The organism is Billgrantia lactosivorans (assembly GCF_003254665.1).
Taxonomy (GTDB): Bacteria; Pseudomonadota; Gammaproteobacteria; order Pseudomonadales; family Halomonadaceae; genus Halomonas; species Halomonas lactosivorans.
Map to the genome: position 1 here is coordinate 298,100 of NZ_QHGY01000002.1, position 15,910 is coordinate 314,009.

General features: G+C 67.5%; 13 protein-coding genes. 8 read left to right on the top strand and 5 right to left on the bottom strand.

What is annotated here, in order from left to right; all coding sequences use genetic code 11:
• Positions 1 to 17: 17 nt before the first annotated feature.
• Positions 18 to 740 carry a YebC/PmpR family DNA-binding transcriptional regulator gene (locus DIS04_RS06955; protein WP_111413053.1) on the bottom strand — a complete coding sequence of 241 codons (723 nt, stop codon included), beginning with the start codon at positions 738 to 740 and terminating at the stop codon, positions 18 to 20.
• A gap of 144 nt (positions 741 to 884) precedes the next feature.
• On the opposite strand from DIS04_RS06955, the gene DIS04_RS06960 reads away from it, so the two are divergent.
• On the top strand, positions 885 to 2,078 hold the full coding sequence (locus DIS04_RS06960) for a M24 family metallopeptidase (protein ID WP_111413054.1): 1,194 nt from the start codon (positions 885 to 887) through the stop codon (positions 2,076 to 2,078).
• A gap of 61 nt (positions 2,079 to 2,139) precedes the next feature.
• On the opposite strand, the gene DIS04_RS06965 is transcribed toward DIS04_RS06960, so the two are convergent.
• Complete coding sequence (locus tag DIS04_RS06965) at positions 2,140 to 3,579, bottom strand: FAD-binding oxidoreductase (RefSeq protein ID WP_111413055.1); 1,440 nt, start codon at positions 3,577 to 3,579, stop codon at positions 2,140 to 2,142.
• 208 nt (positions 3,580 to 3,787) lie between these two features.
• Between DIS04_RS06965 and DIS04_RS06970 the strand changes: the two genes are divergently transcribed.
• Complete coding sequence (locus DIS04_RS06970; protein ID WP_111413056.1) at positions 3,788 to 4,798, top strand: AraC family transcriptional regulator; 1,011 nt, start codon at positions 3,788 to 3,790, stop codon at positions 4,796 to 4,798.
• A gap of 95 nt (positions 4,799 to 4,893) precedes the next feature.
• Positions 4,894 to 5,115: a hypothetical protein gene (locus DIS04_RS06975; protein ID WP_111413057.1), complete on the top strand. Its 222-nt coding sequence runs from the start codon at positions 4,894 to 4,896 to the stop codon at positions 5,113 to 5,115.
• Positions 5,116 to 5,140: 25 nt separating this feature from the next.
• On the opposite strand, the gene DIS04_RS06980 is transcribed toward DIS04_RS06975, so the two are convergent.
• Together DIS04_RS06980 and soxR are read right to left on the bottom strand one after the other, a co-directional pair.
• Complete coding sequence (locus DIS04_RS06980; protein ID WP_111413058.1) at positions 5,141 to 5,752, bottom strand: glutathione S-transferase family protein; 612 nt, start codon at positions 5,750 to 5,752, stop codon at positions 5,141 to 5,143.
• Between the two features lie 115 nt (positions 5,753 to 5,867).
• Complete coding sequence (gene soxR, locus DIS04_RS06985) at positions 5,868 to 6,317, bottom strand: redox-sensitive transcriptional activator SoxR (protein WP_111413059.1); 450 nt, start codon at positions 6,315 to 6,317, stop codon at positions 5,868 to 5,870.
• A 109-nt stretch (positions 6,318 to 6,426) separates the two neighbouring features.
• On the opposite strand from soxR, the gene DIS04_RS20435 reads away from it, so the two are divergent.
• Positions 6,427 to 6,576 carry a hypothetical protein gene (locus tag DIS04_RS20435; protein WP_162623029.1) on the top strand — a complete coding sequence of 50 codons (150 nt, stop codon included), beginning with the start codon at positions 6,427 to 6,429 and terminating at the stop codon, positions 6,574 to 6,576.
• A 52-nt stretch (positions 6,577 to 6,628) separates the two neighbouring features.
• Positions 6,629 to 8,518, top strand: a complete 1,890-nt coding sequence (locus DIS04_RS06990; protein WP_111413060.1) for an ABC transporter ATP-binding protein — start codon at positions 6,629 to 6,631, stop codon at positions 8,516 to 8,518.
• 1 nt (position 8,519) lies between these two features.
• Here DIS04_RS06990 and DIS04_RS06995 read toward each other — a convergent pair whose 3' ends face one another.
• Positions 8,520 to 9,500, bottom strand: coding sequence for a LysR family transcriptional regulator (locus tag DIS04_RS06995; protein ID WP_111413061.1), 981 nt, complete (start codon positions 9,498 to 9,500; stop codon positions 8,520 to 8,522).
• Positions 9,501 to 9,861: 361 nt separating this feature from the next.
• On the opposite strand from DIS04_RS06995, the gene DIS04_RS07000 reads away from it, so the two are divergent.
• The 3 genes from DIS04_RS07000 to DIS04_RS07010 all read left to right on the top strand — a co-directional run bounded on the left by DIS04_RS07000 (position 9,862) and on the right by DIS04_RS07010 (position 15,760).
• A complete protein-coding gene (locus DIS04_RS07000; protein WP_245904509.1) occupies positions 9,862 to 11,031 on the top strand; it encodes an efflux RND transporter periplasmic adaptor subunit in 1,170 nt (389 codons plus the stop codon).
• Positions 11,032 to 11,115: 84 nt separating this feature from the next.
• Positions 11,116 to 14,289 carry an efflux RND transporter permease subunit gene (locus DIS04_RS07005; protein ID WP_111413063.1) on the top strand — a complete coding sequence of 1,058 codons (3,174 nt, stop codon included), beginning with the start codon at positions 11,116 to 11,118 and terminating at the stop codon, positions 14,287 to 14,289.
• A gap of 22 nt (positions 14,290 to 14,311) precedes the next feature.
• Positions 14,312 to 15,760, top strand: coding sequence for an efflux transporter outer membrane subunit (locus tag DIS04_RS07010; RefSeq protein ID WP_111413309.1), 1,449 nt, complete (start codon positions 14,312 to 14,314; stop codon positions 15,758 to 15,760).
• The last annotated feature ends 150 nt before the right edge of the window (positions 15,761 to 15,910 follow it).

Consider the following 15,910-nt stretch of genomic DNA (forward strand, 5'->3'; position numbering starts at 1 on the left):
TGGCGCGGTGGTGTATGCTAGGCGTCGACTTCGGCGTTGTGGAACACGTTCTGCACGTCGTCCAGGTCGTTGAGCGCATCGACCAGTTTCTCGAACATGGCGACGTCATCGCCCTCGATCGGGGTCGTGGTCTGGGGCACGAACTGGATCTCGTCGACCTCGAACTCGATCTCGCCGAAGGCATCGATCAGCGCCTGCTTGGCCTTGGCATACTCGGTGTGCGGGGCGAAGACGGTGATGCGACCCTCCTCCTTCTCGATGTCGGTGACGTCGACATCGGCCTCCATCAAGGCCTCCAGTGCGGCTTCCTCGTCGCTGCCGGCGAAGGCGAGGATGGCGCAGTGGTCGAACATGTGGCTGACGCTGCCCGGGGTGCCGAGCTTGCTCTTGGCCTTGTTGAAGCAGGCGCGCACGTCGCCGAAGGTGCGGTTGGGGTTGTCGGTCAGGCAGTCGACGATGATCATGCAGTTGCCCGGACCGAAACCCTCGTAGCGGGCCGGGGAGTAGTCCTCGCCGCCCACGCCGCTGGCCTTGTCCAGCGCCTTCTCGATCACGTGGCTGGGCACCTGGTCCTTCTTGGCACGCTCGATCAGGCCGCGCAGCGTCAGGTTGCCGTTGGGGTCGGTGCCGCCCTGCTTGGCGCAGACGTAGATCTCGCGACCGTACTTGCTGTACACCTTGGTCTTGGCGGCGGCCGTCTTGGCCATGGATTCCTTGCGGTTCTGAAAGGCCCTGCCCATAACGTTGTCCTGTTGCATCGGATACGAGGCTGGATTCTACGAAACCGGCCTGCCCTGGAACAGCCCTATTTCGCCTCGGCGACGGCTGACAGGAGGTGGGTCATGACTACACTGCTGTGAGACCCCACGTTGCGGAGCCGCGCCATGGATCACCACCAGTACCGCCACGCCCTGGCGGCACGGCTCGAGGCCAGCGAGCTGGCCTTTCCCGCCGGCGAGTTCGACGCCCGCCTGGCCCGCGTGCGCGGCGCCATGCAGGAGGCCGGGCTGGATGCCCTGATGCTGACGGACCCCGCCGACATCTACTACCTGACCGGCTACAACACCTTCGAGGTGTCGGTGCACACCTGCCTCGTCTGCTCGGCCGAGCGGCTGGTGCTGCAGGTGCCCTCCATCGAGACCGGGCCGGCGGTGGTCACCGCGCGCGTCGACGAGCTGCTCGGCTATCGCTGGGAGGGCATCGGCGAGGTGATCGACCCACTGGCCGAGACGCTCGCCCCCTATCGCGCCATCGGCCTGGACCTGTTCGGCGCGGGGCTGCGCCACGGCGTGCTGCGCGAGCTCCAGGCGCGCCTGGGCAGCGAGCGCTTCCGCGACGATGGCGGCGAGCTGCTCGATCGCATCCGTCTCGTCAAGAGCGAGGCGGAGCTCGCCTGCCTGCGCGAGAGCGCCCGGATCACCTCGCTGGGGCTCAAGGCGGCCACGCGGGTGATTGCCGCCGGCATGGCGGACAGCGACGTGGCGGCGGAGGGCGCGCGGGCCATGCTGGCGGCCGGCAGCGAATTCATGAGCATGCAGCCCATCGTCACCACCGGCCGGCGCATCAGCGTGATCCACATGAACCATCAGCGCCATCGCATCGCCCCGGACGAGCCGGTCTTCCTGGAGTTCGGCGCCGCCTATCGACGCTACACCGCGCCGATGATGAAGACGGTCGTGGCGGGGCGCGCCACGCCGCCGATGCTGGTGCTGCGCGACGTGTGTCGCGACCTGTACGAGGCCCTGGTCGCGACGATGCGCCCCGGCAATGTCTTCGACGATGCCGCCCGGGCCGCCGAGGCCGTGCTCGAGCCCCATGCCGGGCGGGTGTTCTTCTCCGGCGTGTTCGGCTACGCCGTGGGCGCCCAGTTCCCGCCCAGCTGGGTCGAGGGCAGCGGCTACATCGCCCGCGGGCAGCAGCGCGAGTTCGAGGCCGATATGGTCTTCCACCTGCCGCTCTGCCTGCGCGTGCCGGGAGTGTGGGGCGTCGGGCTCAGCGATACCGTGCGGGTCACGCCCAAGGGGGCCGAGCCGCTGACCGACAACGACTGGCAGCTGGCCGAAACCGCTGCCTCCTGAGCAGGCGAGCCGAAGTCGAAGGGGAGGAGGAGGCCTGGCCCGCACTGGCGGGCCAGGCGGGTCAGGCGGAACGGGCCAGCATCATCGGGACGATATTCTGGTTCACGCGGAACAGGTTATCGGGATCGTACTGCTGCTTGAGCTGCTGTAGCCGGAGGTAGTTCTGCGCATAGGCGCTGTCGATACGGTCGTCCTCATCCTCGGTGAAGAAATTGACGTAGCCGCCACCGGTGGCAAACGGTGCGGTGTCGCGAAACACTTGCCGCGCCCAATCGCGAACGACGTCATCCTGCCCCGGGTCCTGCCAGCGACCATGCACGTTCATCACGAAATTGGCGTTGCGCCCGGCATAGGCGGTAGCGGTTTCGTCCACATCGCCCATGGCACCCCCCAATTGGGCGATGAAGGTCTCGCACTCGGGACCGGGTAGCGTTGCCGCTCCCTGGATCACGGCGTCGATCAGGCCGTCGCTGACCTCGACGAAGTTGTGGGACTTCCAGTAGTTCCTGGCGCCCGGTGCCAGCAGCGGGTCGAATGCGGTCTGGAACCCGGCGTAGGGCTGGGGACCAAGCATGCTGCCGAGCGGGTCGCCGAAGCCGAGCACCTCCGTGGCCAGCCGCTCGCCCGTGGCGATATCGCCGTGGTGCAGCAGGGCGAACACCACGACTTCCTTGCCGTGCACCGACTCGGGCAGGAAGGGCAGGGGAGGCGCCTGACGCAGTACCGTCCATATGCTGAAGTCGCGGGGAGCGGTGGCGGCAAAGTCGCGCCAGGCCTGAAGCACTTGCTTGGCCTGGGCGAAAGGGTACACGACCAGGCCGGCATAGACCTCGGGCCCCACGGGGTGCAGCTGGAACTCGAAGGAAGTGACTACGCCGAAGTTGCCACCGCCACCGCGAATGGCCCAGAACAGCTCTGGCTCCTGAGTGGCCGAGACGACGCGCAATTCGCCATCGGCGGTCACGATATCGGCGGAGAGCAGATTGTCTGCGGTCAGGCCATGTTGGCGCGTCAACCAACCGAAACCGCCGCCCAGGCACAGGCCGGCCACGCCGGTGGTGGAATTGATCCCGAGAGGCGTGGCCAGGCCGAAGGCCTGGGTTTCATGGTCGACATCACCCAGCAAGGCCCCCGCACCAACACGTGCGGTACGCTGGCCGGGGTCGACCCGTACATGGCGCATCGGAGAGAGGTCGATCGTCAGGGCGCCATCGGCGATGGCGTTGCCGGCAATGTGGTGGCCGCCACCGCGCACGCTGAGCAGCATGCGGTGCTGGTAGGCAAAATCGACCGCATGGCGCACATCCTGGGTACCCAGGCAGCGGGCAATGAGGGCGGGGTGGCGATCGACCATGCCATTCCAGACGCGGCGAGCCGGCTCGTATTCGCTATCCTCAGCGGTTAGCACGCCGCCACGGATGTGCTGGGAAAACGCTTCGACCTGCTCGGAGGATAGCGAGGCCAGATCGCCGTCCAGGCTACGGTAGGTCAGGGGTTGCATGGTGCTTCTCCTTGCTTGCGTCTGCAGTTGTCGTGAATGTTGTTGTGGCGTAACTCAGTATCGAAGCTTGTCAAACCGAGTGACTGACCGGAACTCCAGACGAATTGCCCCGGAATCCGATTCCGACATGGCGATTGACGACAGCGTCCACGATACTGCTTCAGACAGGGCGCGCGCTGACATCTGATCGGCGCTGGGCGGGGCAGCCATGAGCCAGGACACGCTGTCGGTCGTTCTACGCTGCGTACGATTGCGCGGTGCGGTGTTCTATCACGTCGAAGGCGATGCGCGATGGGTCAGCGAATCCCCCTCGGCAATGGAAATCGCCGACCTGATCATGCCGGGCGTCGAGCACGTGATGGCCTATCATGTGCTGACTCAGGGAAGTTGCTGGGCATCGGTCGTCGACGAGCCTCCGGTGGCCTTGCACCAGGGGGACGTGGTGATCTTTCCGCGTGGTGATCCGCATGTGATGTCGAGCGAGCCCGGCATGCGCGGCCAGGTGGATCTCAGTCCTTACGCTCCTCCGCGCCCCGAGCAATTACCCTATTTCGCCAGCCAGCGCGGCAGCTCGATGCGGATGTCGCGCCTGGATCCCGAGCAGGAACGGCATAGCGCTACCCTGGTGTGTGGCTTCTTCGGCTGCGATGCCAATCCCTTCAACCCCCTGCTGGACAGCTTGCCGCACCTGCTGCATGTGCCTGCGAGGCAGGAGGACGACGATTGGATCGCCCACTTCATTCGCTTCGCCCTGGCCGAATCGATCCACAAGCGACCGGGAGGCGAAGCGCTGCTCGAGCGACTCAGCGAGGCCATGTTCGTCGAGCTGGTGCGCCGATATCTGGAAACGATGCCGGAAGGTCAGTCGACCTGGCTGGCCGGCCTGCAGGATCGACACGTCGGCCGCGCTCTGGCACTGCTGCACCAGCGACCGGGCGATGCCTGGACGATCGACAAGCTGGCTGCTCATACCGGGTTGTCGCGTTCGGCACTGCACGAGCGTTTCGCTCGATTTACCGGACACGCCCCGATGCACTACCTTGCCAAATGGCGCATGCAGGTCGCCGCTGGGTTGTTGCGCCAGACCCGCGCCTCGGTGGCATCGATTGCCCTCGAGGTCGGCTATGAATCGGAAGCGGCCTTCAGTCGGGCATTCCGGCGTGAAACCAGCTTGCCCCCGGCGACCTGGCGGCGACGACAAACCCGGCCCATGCAATGACAGCTACTATACTGGAGATGCACGAGGCCAAGCCTTCACGGCTTCCTTCAACTCAGTTGCCACGAGAGACGTTGCCACGAAACAAGGAGGGTGCCATGACCCTGACCGTAACGGCGACCTATCACGACCTGATGAAGGCCACCAACGCCTACGATGAGCTGATCTCCGAAGGGTTCCCGCGCGAAAAGCTCTATCTCGACAAGGAGGCGCACCAGGTCAAGGTGCTCGTGCCGGACGAATCGAAGCCAGAAGCGGAAAAGATTCTCGGCCGGCATCAGCCGGACGACCTCTGGGCCCGGCCCTACGAAGCCCATTGACCCGCGTCGCCGCCGCCGCTGCGGCCTAGCGCATCGCCTGGTCGTCGAGCGCGGTGGCGCGGCGATAGGCCTCGCGATTGCTGACGCGTGCCCAGTAGTCGGCGAAGGCGGGACAGGACTCCAGGCTGCCGTACTGCAGCCCCCAGCCAATGTGCGAGCCGAGGTAGACGTCGGCAGCGCTGAAGCGCGGACCGGCAATGAACTCGTGTGCGCTGACGGCGACCTCGAGCGTCTCCAGCACCGCCTCGATGCTGCCGTAGCCCACTCTGCCCTGCTGCGTGATGTTGGGTTCCATGCCCAGGTCGCGATCGGTGATGGCTGCCTCCAGAGGGCCGGCGGCGAAGAACAGCCAGCGATAGTAGGCACCGCGCTCGGCCAGCGGCGGGGCAAGGCCGGCCTGGGGAAAGGCATCGGCCAGGTAGGCGCAGATGGCGGCGCACTCGGTCACGATCGTCTCGCCGTGGCGGACCACCGGCACCTTGCCCATCGGGTTGATGGCCAGGTACTGGGGCGACTTCATGGGCGGACCGAACTCGACGACCTCGGTGTCATAGCGCGCACCTGTCTCTTCCAGCATCCAGCGGGCGATGCGCCCACGCGACATGGGGTGGGTATAGAGGACGAGGGGTTCGGGCATGGCAGCTCTCTCCGTGGGCTGCCACCAAGATAGCAGCTCCTGAAGGAAACGTAGCCGAGCGGTTAACGAACGGTTAAACGGTGTGCAGCATCAGGCCCGACGCCGCCGCGGCGCTTCAGTCGGGGTCGAGCAGGCGCGGCCCCGACCCCTCGGCGGCCAGTTCGTCCTGGGGGTTGCGCAGCGGGCAATCCTCCATCGACAGGCAGCCGCAGCCGATGCAGTGGTCGAGCTGGTCGCGCAACTGGGTGAGGCGGCGGATCCGCTCGTCCAGGGCGTGGCGCCAATTCGTCGACAGCCGCTTCCAGTCGGCGGCGGTGGGCGCTCGGAAGTCCGGCAGGTCCGCGAAGGCGGTACGGATTTCGGCCAGGGGGATGCCGGTCCGCTGGGCGACCTTGATGATCGCCACGCGGCGCAGCACGTCGCGGGAGAAGCGGCGCTGGTTGCCGGCGTTGCGGCGACTCTTGATCAGCCCCTTGGCCTCGTAGAAGTGAATGGCGGAAACTGCCAGGCCGCTGCGCTTGGCGACTTCGCCGACGCTGAGGTCGCGCTGAAGATGAGCCGGCATCTTGCCTCTCCCGGGTTTTGGCTGGGGAGACGGTTTTAGCGTTTTGCCAGGCGTCTGACAAGTCATGCCACCTTTCCTTGTAGAATGGAGTTATATATAAAAGAGCTTGATGGCTGAAATCACCAAGTTTGATTTTGCATTGCTCGGCAAGGCTCGTATGGTGTTCAGCTCGCCGCTCCTGTATTTTTTCGTACCCCTCCTTGACCTCAATTTAAGTTTAGGTTTTAGCCTGCTCCCTGTCAGCAACTCTGGAACATGACCGGGAGTTCCAGAATCGCTGCTTCCTAAGTTTCCTTGACGATGGAGTTGTCATGTTCCGTTATTTCGAAACACTGGTGGATCCCTACCCCTTGGGGCAGACCGGGACACCGCCGCGGGGGCTCGCCGCTTTCATCCTGCACTTCTCGCGCCCGCTGCTGCCGTTGCTGGCGGCGCTGGCGCTGTGCACGGCGCTGGTCTCTGCCGCCGAGGTGGTGTTCTTCAGCTACATGGGCGACCTGGTGGACTGGCTCTCGAACGCCGAGCGCGAGGGTTTCTTCGCCGAGTACGGCTGGCGCCTGGCCGGCATGGCGGCCCTGGTGGCGGTCGGCCTGCCGCTGCTGACCCTGTTGCAGTCGCTGGTGATGCATCAGGGCATCTTCGGCAACTACCCCATGATCGGCCGCTGGCTGGCGCACCGGCACATGCTCAGCCAGAGCCTGGCCTTCTATCAGGACGAGTTCGCCGGGCGCGTCTCGCAGAAGGTGATGCAGACGGCCCTGGCGATTCGCGAGACGGTCACCAAGCTGCTCGACCTGATGGTCTACGTGGTGGTCTATTTCGCCGGCGCCATGCTGCTGATGGGCCAGGCCGAGCCCTGGCTGATGCTGCCGCTGGTGGTGTGGCTGGCCGGCTACGTGGCGATCCTGCGCTACTTCGTGCCGCGGCTGCGGCGGGTCTCCATGGAGCAGGCCGACGCCCGCGCGGTCATGACCGGGCGCATCGTCGACAGCTACAGCAACATCCAGACCATCAAGCTGTTCGCCGACACCCGGCGCGAGCAGGCCTACGCCCGCGAGGCCATGGAGCAGTTCATGACCACCGTGCATCGGCAGATGCGCCTGGCCACGGGGCTCACCGTGAGCCTGACGCTGCTCAACTCGCTGCTGCTGGCCGGGGTGGCGGCGGTGGCCATCGGCGCCTGGTACCTGGAGGCCGTGTCACTCGGCATCATCGCCGTGGCCATCGCCCTGGTGATGCGCATACGCTTCATGTCCAACTGGATCCTGTGGGAAGTGGCGGGGCTGTTCGAGAACGTCGGCACGGTGCAGGACGGCATCAACACCATCGCCCGCGAACCGGCGGTCAAGGACGCGCCCGGTGCCGGCGAGCTCGAGGTGCCTCACGGCGAGATCCGCTTCGAGGCGTTGCGTTTCGGCTACGCTCGCCCCGACGGCGAGACCAAACGGGTCTTCGATGGCCTCACGCTGAGCGTCGCCCCGGGCGAGAAGGTCGGGCTGATCGGCCGTTCGGGAGCGGGCAAGTCGACCCTGGCCAACCTGCTGCTGCGCTTCTACGACCTCGAGGGCGGGCGCATCCTGATCGACGGCCAGGACATCTCCCGGGTCACCCAGGAGTCGTTGCGCCGCAAGATCGGCATGGTCACCCAGGACACCTCGCTGCTGCATCGCTCGGTGCGTGACAATATCCGCTACGGCAGCCCCGACGCCAGCGAGGAGGAGATCTTCGATGCGGTGCGCCGCGCCCACGCCGACACCTTCATCGACGAGCTGGTGGATCTCGAGGGTCGCCGTGGCCTGGATGCGCACGTCGGCGAGCGTGGGGTCAAGCTCTCCGGCGGTCAGCGCCAGCGCATCGCGATCGCCCGGGTACTGCTCAAGAACGCACCGATCCTGGTACTCGACGAAGCCACCTCGGCGCTCGACTCCGAAGTCGAGGCGGCGATCCAGGAGCAGCTCTATACCCTGATGGAGGGCAAGTCGGTGATCGCCATCGCCCACCGGCTCTCCACCATCGCCATGCTCGACCGGCTAGTGGTCATCGACGAGGGGGAGATCGTCGAGAGCGGCACCCACCGCGAGCTGCTGGCGCGCGACGGCCTCTACGCCTCGCTGTGGCGGCGCCAGTCGGGCGGCTTCCTGGGGCTGGACCTCGACGAGGACGCCGAGCGCCGCGACCGGGCGCTCGGCGTGGAGTCGTGACCTAGGCCAGGGCCTGTTCGGCTTCGCCGCGAGGCTCGACGGCTTGCGCCGCTGGCTGCCACGGTTCGGGCGCCGACAGGCTCTCGATCCGCATGCTCTCGACGACGAAGTCGACGAAGGTGCGCACCTTGGGCGAGATGAGCTGCCCGCCGGGGAAGACCGCGTTGAGCTCCACCTCGGGGCCTTCCCAGCCTTCGAGGATGCGCCGCGGTCGCGTGGCTTCCGCCGCGAGGCAGACAACGAACTCGTTGGCGAGCATGATGCCCTGGCCGTCCTCGAGCATGCCACGCAGGGCGAAGGGATCGTTGGCGATGGCGATCGGGTCGACCTCGACCTCGACGCTTTCCTGGCTCGCGCTGTTGCGCAGTTGCCAGACATGGCGCTGGCCGCGCTGGTCCATGGCCTTGGCCAGCACCGGGTGGGACGCCAGGTCGGATGGGGTCCGTGGCTCGCCATGCCGAGCGAGGTACGTCTCGCTGGCGTAGACGAACGAGCGAAAGCGGGCCAATGGGCGTGCCACCAGGCTGGAGTCCGGCAGCGGGCCGACGCGCAGGGCGACGTCGATCTGGTTGGCCACCAGGTCGAGGCGTTCGTTGGAGAGCACCAGCTCGATACGCACCTGGGGGTGCAGCTGGCGGAAATCCCGTATCAGCACCGAGGTGAACTCGGTGCACATGGTGAAGGGGGCCGTGACGCGCAGCCAGCCTCGGGGGCTCTCCTCGAGGTGGTGCACCGCCTTTTCCGCCTCGCCCAGGTCGCGGGCGATGCGATTGCAGTAATCGAAGTAGATCGAGCCGGCTTCGGTGAGGCTCAGCTTGCGGGTAGTGCGGTTCAGCAACCGCGCCCCGAGGCGCCGCTCGAGATCCTGCACCTTGCGACTGACGGTGGTCTTGGAGAGACGAAGTTGCTTTGCGGCGGAGATGAAGCTGCCCTGCTCCACGACCTTGGCGAAGATCAGGGCGTCGTTGAGATCTTGCAGCATGGTCTTTTTGTCCTGTGCCGTGCATGCAATGCCAGGGGGAGGGAAACATTGCAGAGCAGAAGAAGACGAGAGCGGCTGCACGGAGACTGTCCCGCCAATGGGACAGTATTTCCCTTTTGACCCGACTAATCAAGTGACCGGTAACACTATATGGTGGCGTTCGGCAAAGTTTGCAGTTGTCGATTTATCACGCCGGCGAACGACATTAATAAGTGATTAGGGGAAAAGGATTAAGAAAAATGAGCCGAAAGACGAGAGTTGCTGGCCGGAACGAATAACGACACTGCCAACTGCTGTTTGTATCGGGAGAAAAGAGACAATGAACGTCCACAAGATGTTCGCGAAACGCGAAGGTCGGCGAATGCTCATGGTTACCGCCATGGTCGCCGGGCTCGTCGTGATGACGGGATGCGATAGCCTGGCCGACACCCAGGAGAATGCCGAGCAGGGGCCGCCGCCGCCCCAGGTCAGCGTGGCCCAGGTGCTGGTCGAGGACGTGCAGCTGTGGGATGACTTCACCGGCCGCATCGAGGCGGTGGAAACGGTCGACCTGCGCCCGCGCGTGTCGGGTTACATCGACAGCATTCACTACGCCGAGGGCCAGGAGGTGGAGAAGGGGGACGTGCTGTTCACCATCGACCCGCGCCCCTACCGCGCCGAGCTGGAACGGGCCGAGGCCGAGCTGCGGCGGGCCCAGGCGCGCGCCGAGCTGGCGCGCAGCGAAGCCGCCCGGGCCGAGGCGCTGGCCCAGAGCCGCTCGATCTCCCGCGAGGAGCTGGACCAGCGACGCGCGGCGGCGGCCACCGCCGAGGCCGACATCCTCGCCGCCCAGGCCATCGCCGAGACCGCCCGGCTCAACATGGAGTTTACCGAGGTGCGTGCGCCCATCGGCGGGCGCGCCGGCCGGGCGCTGGTCACGCCGGGCAACCTGGTCTCGGATGCCACGCCGCTGACCCGCATCGTCGCCCTGGACCGCGTCCACGTGCACTTCCACAGCGACGAGCTGGCCTACCTGCACTACGACGCCATGGCGCGCAACGGCAGCCAGGCCAGCTTTCGCGATGGCGGCATCCCGGTACGGGTGGGGCTGGCCAACGACCAGGGCTACCCCTATCGCGGCGAGGTCGACTTCGTCGACAACCGTCTCGATGCCGAGGCCGGCACCATCCTGACCCGAGCGGTGCTCGACAACAGCGAGGGCCGCTTCGCCCCCGGCATGTACGCCCGCGTCCAGCTGCTGGCGGGCAGCGCCGAGGACACCCTGCTGATCGACGACAAGGCGGTGCTCACCGACCAGGACCGCAAGTACGTCTACGTGGTCGACGACGAGGGGCGGGCCATGCGTCGCGACGTGCAGCTCGGCCGCATGGTCGACGGGCTGCGGGTGGTGACCGAGGGCCTCGAGCCGACCGACCAGGTGGTGGTGAGCGGCGCCCAGCGGATCTTCTTCCCGGGCATGCCGGTGGCGGCGGAGAGCGTCGACATGCGCGGGGCCGACACGGCCTCCGGCGAGTACGCCGCGATGCGCTGAGCCCCGCGACTCCAGCCATCACCACAACCCCTGAACGTTATTCCTGGGGCGGGCCCGTACCCGCCCCGGACGGGAGTCCCTGTCATGAATTTCGCCAAGTTCTTCGTCGATCGGCCGATCTTCGCCGCGGTGCTGTCGATCCTGATCTTCATTGCCGGCGCGATCACCATCCCGCTGCTGCCGGTCAGCGAATATCCCGACGTGGTGCCGCCGACCGTCCAGGTGCGCGCGGTCTATCCCGGTGCCAACCCCCGGGAGATCGCCGAGACGGTGGCCACGCCGCTGGAGGAGGCCATCACCGGGGTCGAGGACATGATGTACATGAAGTCGGTGGCCGGTTCCGACGGCGTGCTGGCGATGACGCTGACCTTTCGCCCCGGCACCGACCCCGACGAGGCCCAGGTGCAGGTGCAGAACCGGGTCAGCCAGGCGCTGGCGCGGCTGCCCGAGGCGGTGCGTCGCCAGGGCGTGACCACCGACAAGCAGTCGCCCGACCTGACCATGGTGCCGCAGCTGATCTCGCCCGACGGGCGCTACGACAGCACCTACCTGCGCAACTACGCGGCGCTGCACGTGCGCGACGAGCTGGCGCGGCTGCCCGGCGTGGGCCAGGCGATGCTGTTTGGCGCCGGCGACTACGCCATGCGGGTGTGGATCGACCCCGACCGTGCCGCCGCCCGCGGGCTTACCGCCGGCGACATCATCGCCGCGATCCGTGAGCAGAACGTGCAGGTCTCGGCGGGCCAGCTCGGCGCGCCGCCGACCCCGACCACCTCGGACTTCCTCATCTCGATCAACGCCCAGGGGCGCCTGACCACCGAGGAGGAGTTCGGCGAGATCGTGGTCAAGGCCGGCAGCGACGGGCAGATCACCTACCTCTCCGACGTGGCCCGCATCGAACTCGGTGCCGCCGAGTATTCGCTGCGGGCGCTGCTCGACAACCAGCAGGCGGTGGCCATCGGTATCTTCCAGGCGCCCGGTTCCAACGCCATCGCGCTCTCAGACGCGGTGCGCGACAAGATGGAGGAACTCTCCCAGCGTTTCCCGGAGGGGGTGGAGTACGAGATTGTCTACGACCCCACGGTGTTCGTGCGCGACTCGATCACGTCGGTGATCAAGACCCTGCTCGAGGCGGTGCTGCTGGTGGTGCTGGTGGTGACGCTGTTCCTGCAGACCTGGCGCGCCTCGGTGATCCCGCTGCTGGCGGTGCCGGTGTCGATCGTCGGCACCTTCGCCGTGCTCTACCTGCTCGGCTTCTCGATCAACACCCTGACCCTGTTCGGCCTGGTACTGGCGATCGGCATCGTGGTCGACGACGCCATCGTGGTGGTGGAGAACGTCGAGCGCAACATCGAGGAGGGGCTCGCGCCGCTGGCGGCGGCACACCAGGCCATGCGCGAGGTGAGCGGGCCGATCGTCGCCATCTCGGTGGTGCTGTGCGCGGTATTCGTGCCGATGGCCTTCCTCGAGGGCGTCACCGGCCAGTTCTATCGCCAGTTCGCGGTGACCATCGCCATCTCCACGGTGATCTCGGCGATCAACTCCCTGACGCTGTCGCCGGCGCTGGCGGCGATGCTGCTCAAGCCCCACGATGCGCCCAAGGATCGCCTGTCGCGACTGATCGATTTCCTGTTCGGCTGGCTGTTCCGTCCCTTCAACCGCTTCTTCAACGCCAGCTCCCGGGGCTACCAGCGCGGCGTGGCGCGCAGCCTGCGCCGCCGCGGTGCGGTATTCGCCGTCTATGCGCTGCTGCTGGCGGGCACGGGGGTGATGTTCCAACTGGTGCCGGGGGGCTTCATTCCCACCCAGGACAAGATGTACCTGATCGGCGGCGCCAAGCTGCCCGAGGGGGCCTCGCTCGACCGTACCGAGGCGGTGATCCAGCGCATGACCGACCTGGCGCTGGAAACCGAAGGGGTGAGTTCGGCGGTGGCCTTCCCCGGGCTCAACCCGCTGCAGTTCACCAACACGCCCAACACCGGCACGGTGTTCTTCGGCCTCGACCCGTTCGAGTCGCGCTCGCGCAGCGCCGAGGAGATCGTCGGCGAGCTCAACGGCAAGTTCGGTGCCATGCAGGAGGCGTTCAGCTTCGCCTTCACCCCGCCGGCGATCCTCGGCATCGGCTCCGGCTCGGGCTTCTCGCTGTTCATCCAGGACCGCGCCGGGCTGGGCTACGGCGAGCTGCAGCAGGCCGTGGACGGCTTCAGCGGCGCGCTGATGGAGGCGCCGGGCATGGGCTTCCCGATCACCTCCTATCAGTCCAACGTGCCGCAGCTCGACCTGCACGTCGATCGGGTCAAGGCCAAGAGCCAGGGCGTGGCGTTGACCGACCTGTTCGAGACGTTGCAGGTCTACCTCGGCTCGGTCTACGTCAACGACTTCAACCGCTTCGGTCGCACCTGGCAGGTGATGGCCCAGGCCGACGGCGACTACCGCCTGGACGTGGAGAACATCAACCGCCTGCGCACTCGCAACGCCTACGGCGAGATGGTGCCGATCGGCAGCATGATCCGGGTCGACCGGACCTTCGGCCCCGACCCGGTGATCCGCTACAACGGCTACCCGGCGGCCGACCTGATGGGCGAGGCCGATCCGCGGGTGCTGTCGTCGAGCCAGGCCATCGAAGTGGTCGAGCAGCTCGCCCCGGCGGTGCTGCCCGCCGGCATGTCCTTCGAATGGACCGACCTCAGCTTCCAGCAGGTCAACCAGGGCGGCGCGGCGCTGGTGGTGTTCCCGCTCGCCATCCTGCTGGTGTTCCTGGCGCTGGCCGCGCTCTACGAGAGCTGGACGCTGCCGCTGGCGGTGATCCTGATCGTGCCGATGTGCATGCTCTCGGCGCTGATCGGCGTCAAGCTCACCGGCGGCGACAACAACATCTTCGTGCAGGTGGGGCTGGTGGTACTGATCGGCCTGGCGTGCAAGAACGCCATCCTGATCGTCGAATTCGCTCGCGAGCTGGAGATGCAGGGGCGCGGCATCGTCGAGTCTGCACTGGAAGCCTGCCGCCTGCGCCTGCGGCCGATCATCATGACCTCGATCACCTTCACCGCGGCGGTGGTGCCGCTGATGCTGGCGGGCGGGGCCGGCGCCGAGGTGCGCCAGGCGCTGGGCACGGCGGTCTTCGCCGGCATGCTCGGCGTGACCCTGTTCGGCCTGTTCCTGACCCCGGTGTTCTACGTCGCCCTGCGCAAGCTGGTTACGCGCGGGCAGGCCGAACCTCGCGACGCCCAGCCCGTGGAGGGGGCTTACCATGCCTGAACTGGCCGCACGCAAGAGAACCATGCGACCCCTGCTGCCGTTGCCGCTTGTCCTGGCGCTGGCCGCCTGCGCGGTGGGGCCCGACTACCGCGCGCCGGCGCTGCCCGAGGCCGGCGCCCTGGTGCGCGCCGAGCCGGGGCTGGTGACCACGGAGGCCGCCGAGCGCGACTTCTGGCGCAGCTTCGACGATGCGCTGTTGAGCGAGCTGGTCGAGGAGGCCTTCGCCGCCAATCACGACCTGCGCATCGCCCTGGCGCGCCACGATCGCAGCCTGGCGCTGCTGCGCCAGTCGCGCCGCGACCTGGCGCCGAGCGTCACCGCCGAGGCGGGCGCCGCCCATCAGCGCGCCAGCGCCGACCAGATGCCCGAGATGACGCGCTCGCAGCGTGACTTCGAGAGTTATGACGCCGGCGTCGCCGCGCTGTGGGAGCTCGACTTCTTCGGTCGCGTACGCCGTGCCGTGGAAGCCCGGGAGGCCGAAGCGCAAGCCTCGGCCGCCGACGTGCGCGCCATGCAGGTGGTGGTGGTCGGCGAGCTGGTCGACCAGTACGTGCGCCTGCGCGGCCTGCAGGAGCAACTGCGGGTGGCGCGGGCCAACGCCGACAACCAGCGCGAGTCGCTGGCGCTGGTCGACGCGCGGCTGGAGGCGGGGCGCGGCACCGAGTTCGACAGCGTGCGCGCCCGGGCGCAGCTCGAGAGCACGCTGGCGCGCATTCCGGCGCTGGAGGGCGAGATCGCCGCCATCACCCACCGCCTGGCGGTGCTGACCGGACGCGAGCCCGGCGCCCTGATCGCCCGGCTGGAGGCCCCGGCACCGCTGCCGGCGCTTCACGAGCGCGTGGCGGTCGGGCTGCCCGGGGAGCTCTTGCGCCGCCGACCCGACATCGCCGCGGCCGAGCGTCGCCTGCATGCCGCCACCGCCAGCATCGGCGTGGCCACCGCCGACCTCTACCCGCGCTTCACCCTGAACGGCTTGTTCGGTACCCAGGCCGCCGGCATCGGCGACCTGTTCGGCCGCGACAGCGAAACACGGCTGCTGGCGCTGGGCGTCGACTGGTCGTTCCTCGACAGCGGCCGGGTCAGGGCGCGCATGGCCGCCGCCGATGCCGACGCCGAGGCCAACCTGGCGCGCTACGAGCAGACCGTGCTGCAGGCGCTGGAGGAGGCCGAGACGGCACTGGCGCGCTACGCCCAGTCGCTGCGCGAACGCGAGCATCTCGAGGCCGCCGCCACCGCCAGCGCCGAGGCGGCGCGCCAGGCGCGGGTGCGCTTCGAGGTCGGCGTGGTCGACTTCCTCGAGGTGATCGACGCCGAGCGCTCGCGGCTCGAGGCCGAGGACGGCCTGGCCCAGAGCAGCGTGCGTGCCGCCTCCGCCCTGGTGGGGCTCTACCGGGCGCTGGCCGGCGGCTGGGAGGCGCGCATGGACGAGCCGCGGCAGGCGGCGGCCGAACCGGGACCGACCTCCACCTAGCCGGACCTGGCCAGGCCTCCTGGCACGTCATGACGGCCCGACACGGCACCATGCGCCGTGTCGGGTCGACTCGCTGCCGCCCCAGTAACCGCTCGCCGACCCCGCGCTGGGGATGGCGCGACATCGCCTGCCACTTCTGCTATCCTGCCC

Bases quoted from the DNA above. Each gene is read 5' to 3' on its own strand.
- DIS04_RS06955 (WP_111413053.1), bottom strand. From the start codon at position 740: ATGGGCAGGGCCTTTCAGAACCGCAAGGAATCCATGGCCAAGACGGCC.
- DIS04_RS06960 (WP_111413054.1), top strand. From the start codon at position 885: ATGGATCACCACCAGTACCGCCACGCCCTGGCGGCACGGCTCGAGGCC.
- DIS04_RS06965 (WP_111413055.1), bottom strand. From the start codon at position 3,579: ATGCAACCCCTGACCTACCGTAGCCTGGACGGCGATCTGGCCTCGCTA.
- DIS04_RS06970 (WP_111413056.1), top strand. From the start codon at position 3,788: ATGAGCCAGGACACGCTGTCGGTCGTTCTACGCTGCGTACGATTGCGC.
- DIS04_RS06975 (WP_111413057.1), top strand. From the start codon at position 4,894: ATGACCCTGACCGTAACGGCGACCTATCACGACCTGATGAAGGCCACC.
- DIS04_RS06980 (WP_111413058.1), bottom strand. From the start codon at position 5,752: ATGCCCGAACCCCTCGTCCTCTATACCCACCCCATGTCGCGTGGGCGC.
- soxR (WP_111413059.1), bottom strand. From the start codon at position 6,317: ATGCCGGCTCATCTTCAGCGCGACCTCAGCGTCGGCGAAGTCGCCAAG.
- DIS04_RS20435 (WP_162623029.1), top strand. From the start codon at position 6,427: ATGGCTGAAATCACCAAGTTTGATTTTGCATTGCTCGGCAAGGCTCGT.
- DIS04_RS06990 (WP_111413060.1), top strand. From the start codon at position 6,629: ATGTTCCGTTATTTCGAAACACTGGTGGATCCCTACCCCTTGGGGCAG.
- DIS04_RS06995 (WP_111413061.1), bottom strand. From the start codon at position 9,500: ATGCTGCAAGATCTCAACGACGCCCTGATCTTCGCCAAGGTCGTGGAG.
- DIS04_RS07000 (WP_245904509.1), top strand. From the start codon at position 9,862: ATGCTCATGGTTACCGCCATGGTCGCCGGGCTCGTCGTGATGACGGGA.
- DIS04_RS07005 (WP_111413063.1), top strand. From the start codon at position 11,116: ATGAATTTCGCCAAGTTCTTCGTCGATCGGCCGATCTTCGCCGCGGTG.
- DIS04_RS07010 (WP_111413309.1), top strand. From the start codon at position 14,312: ATGCGACCCCTGCTGCCGTTGCCGCTTGTCCTGGCGCTGGCCGCCTGC.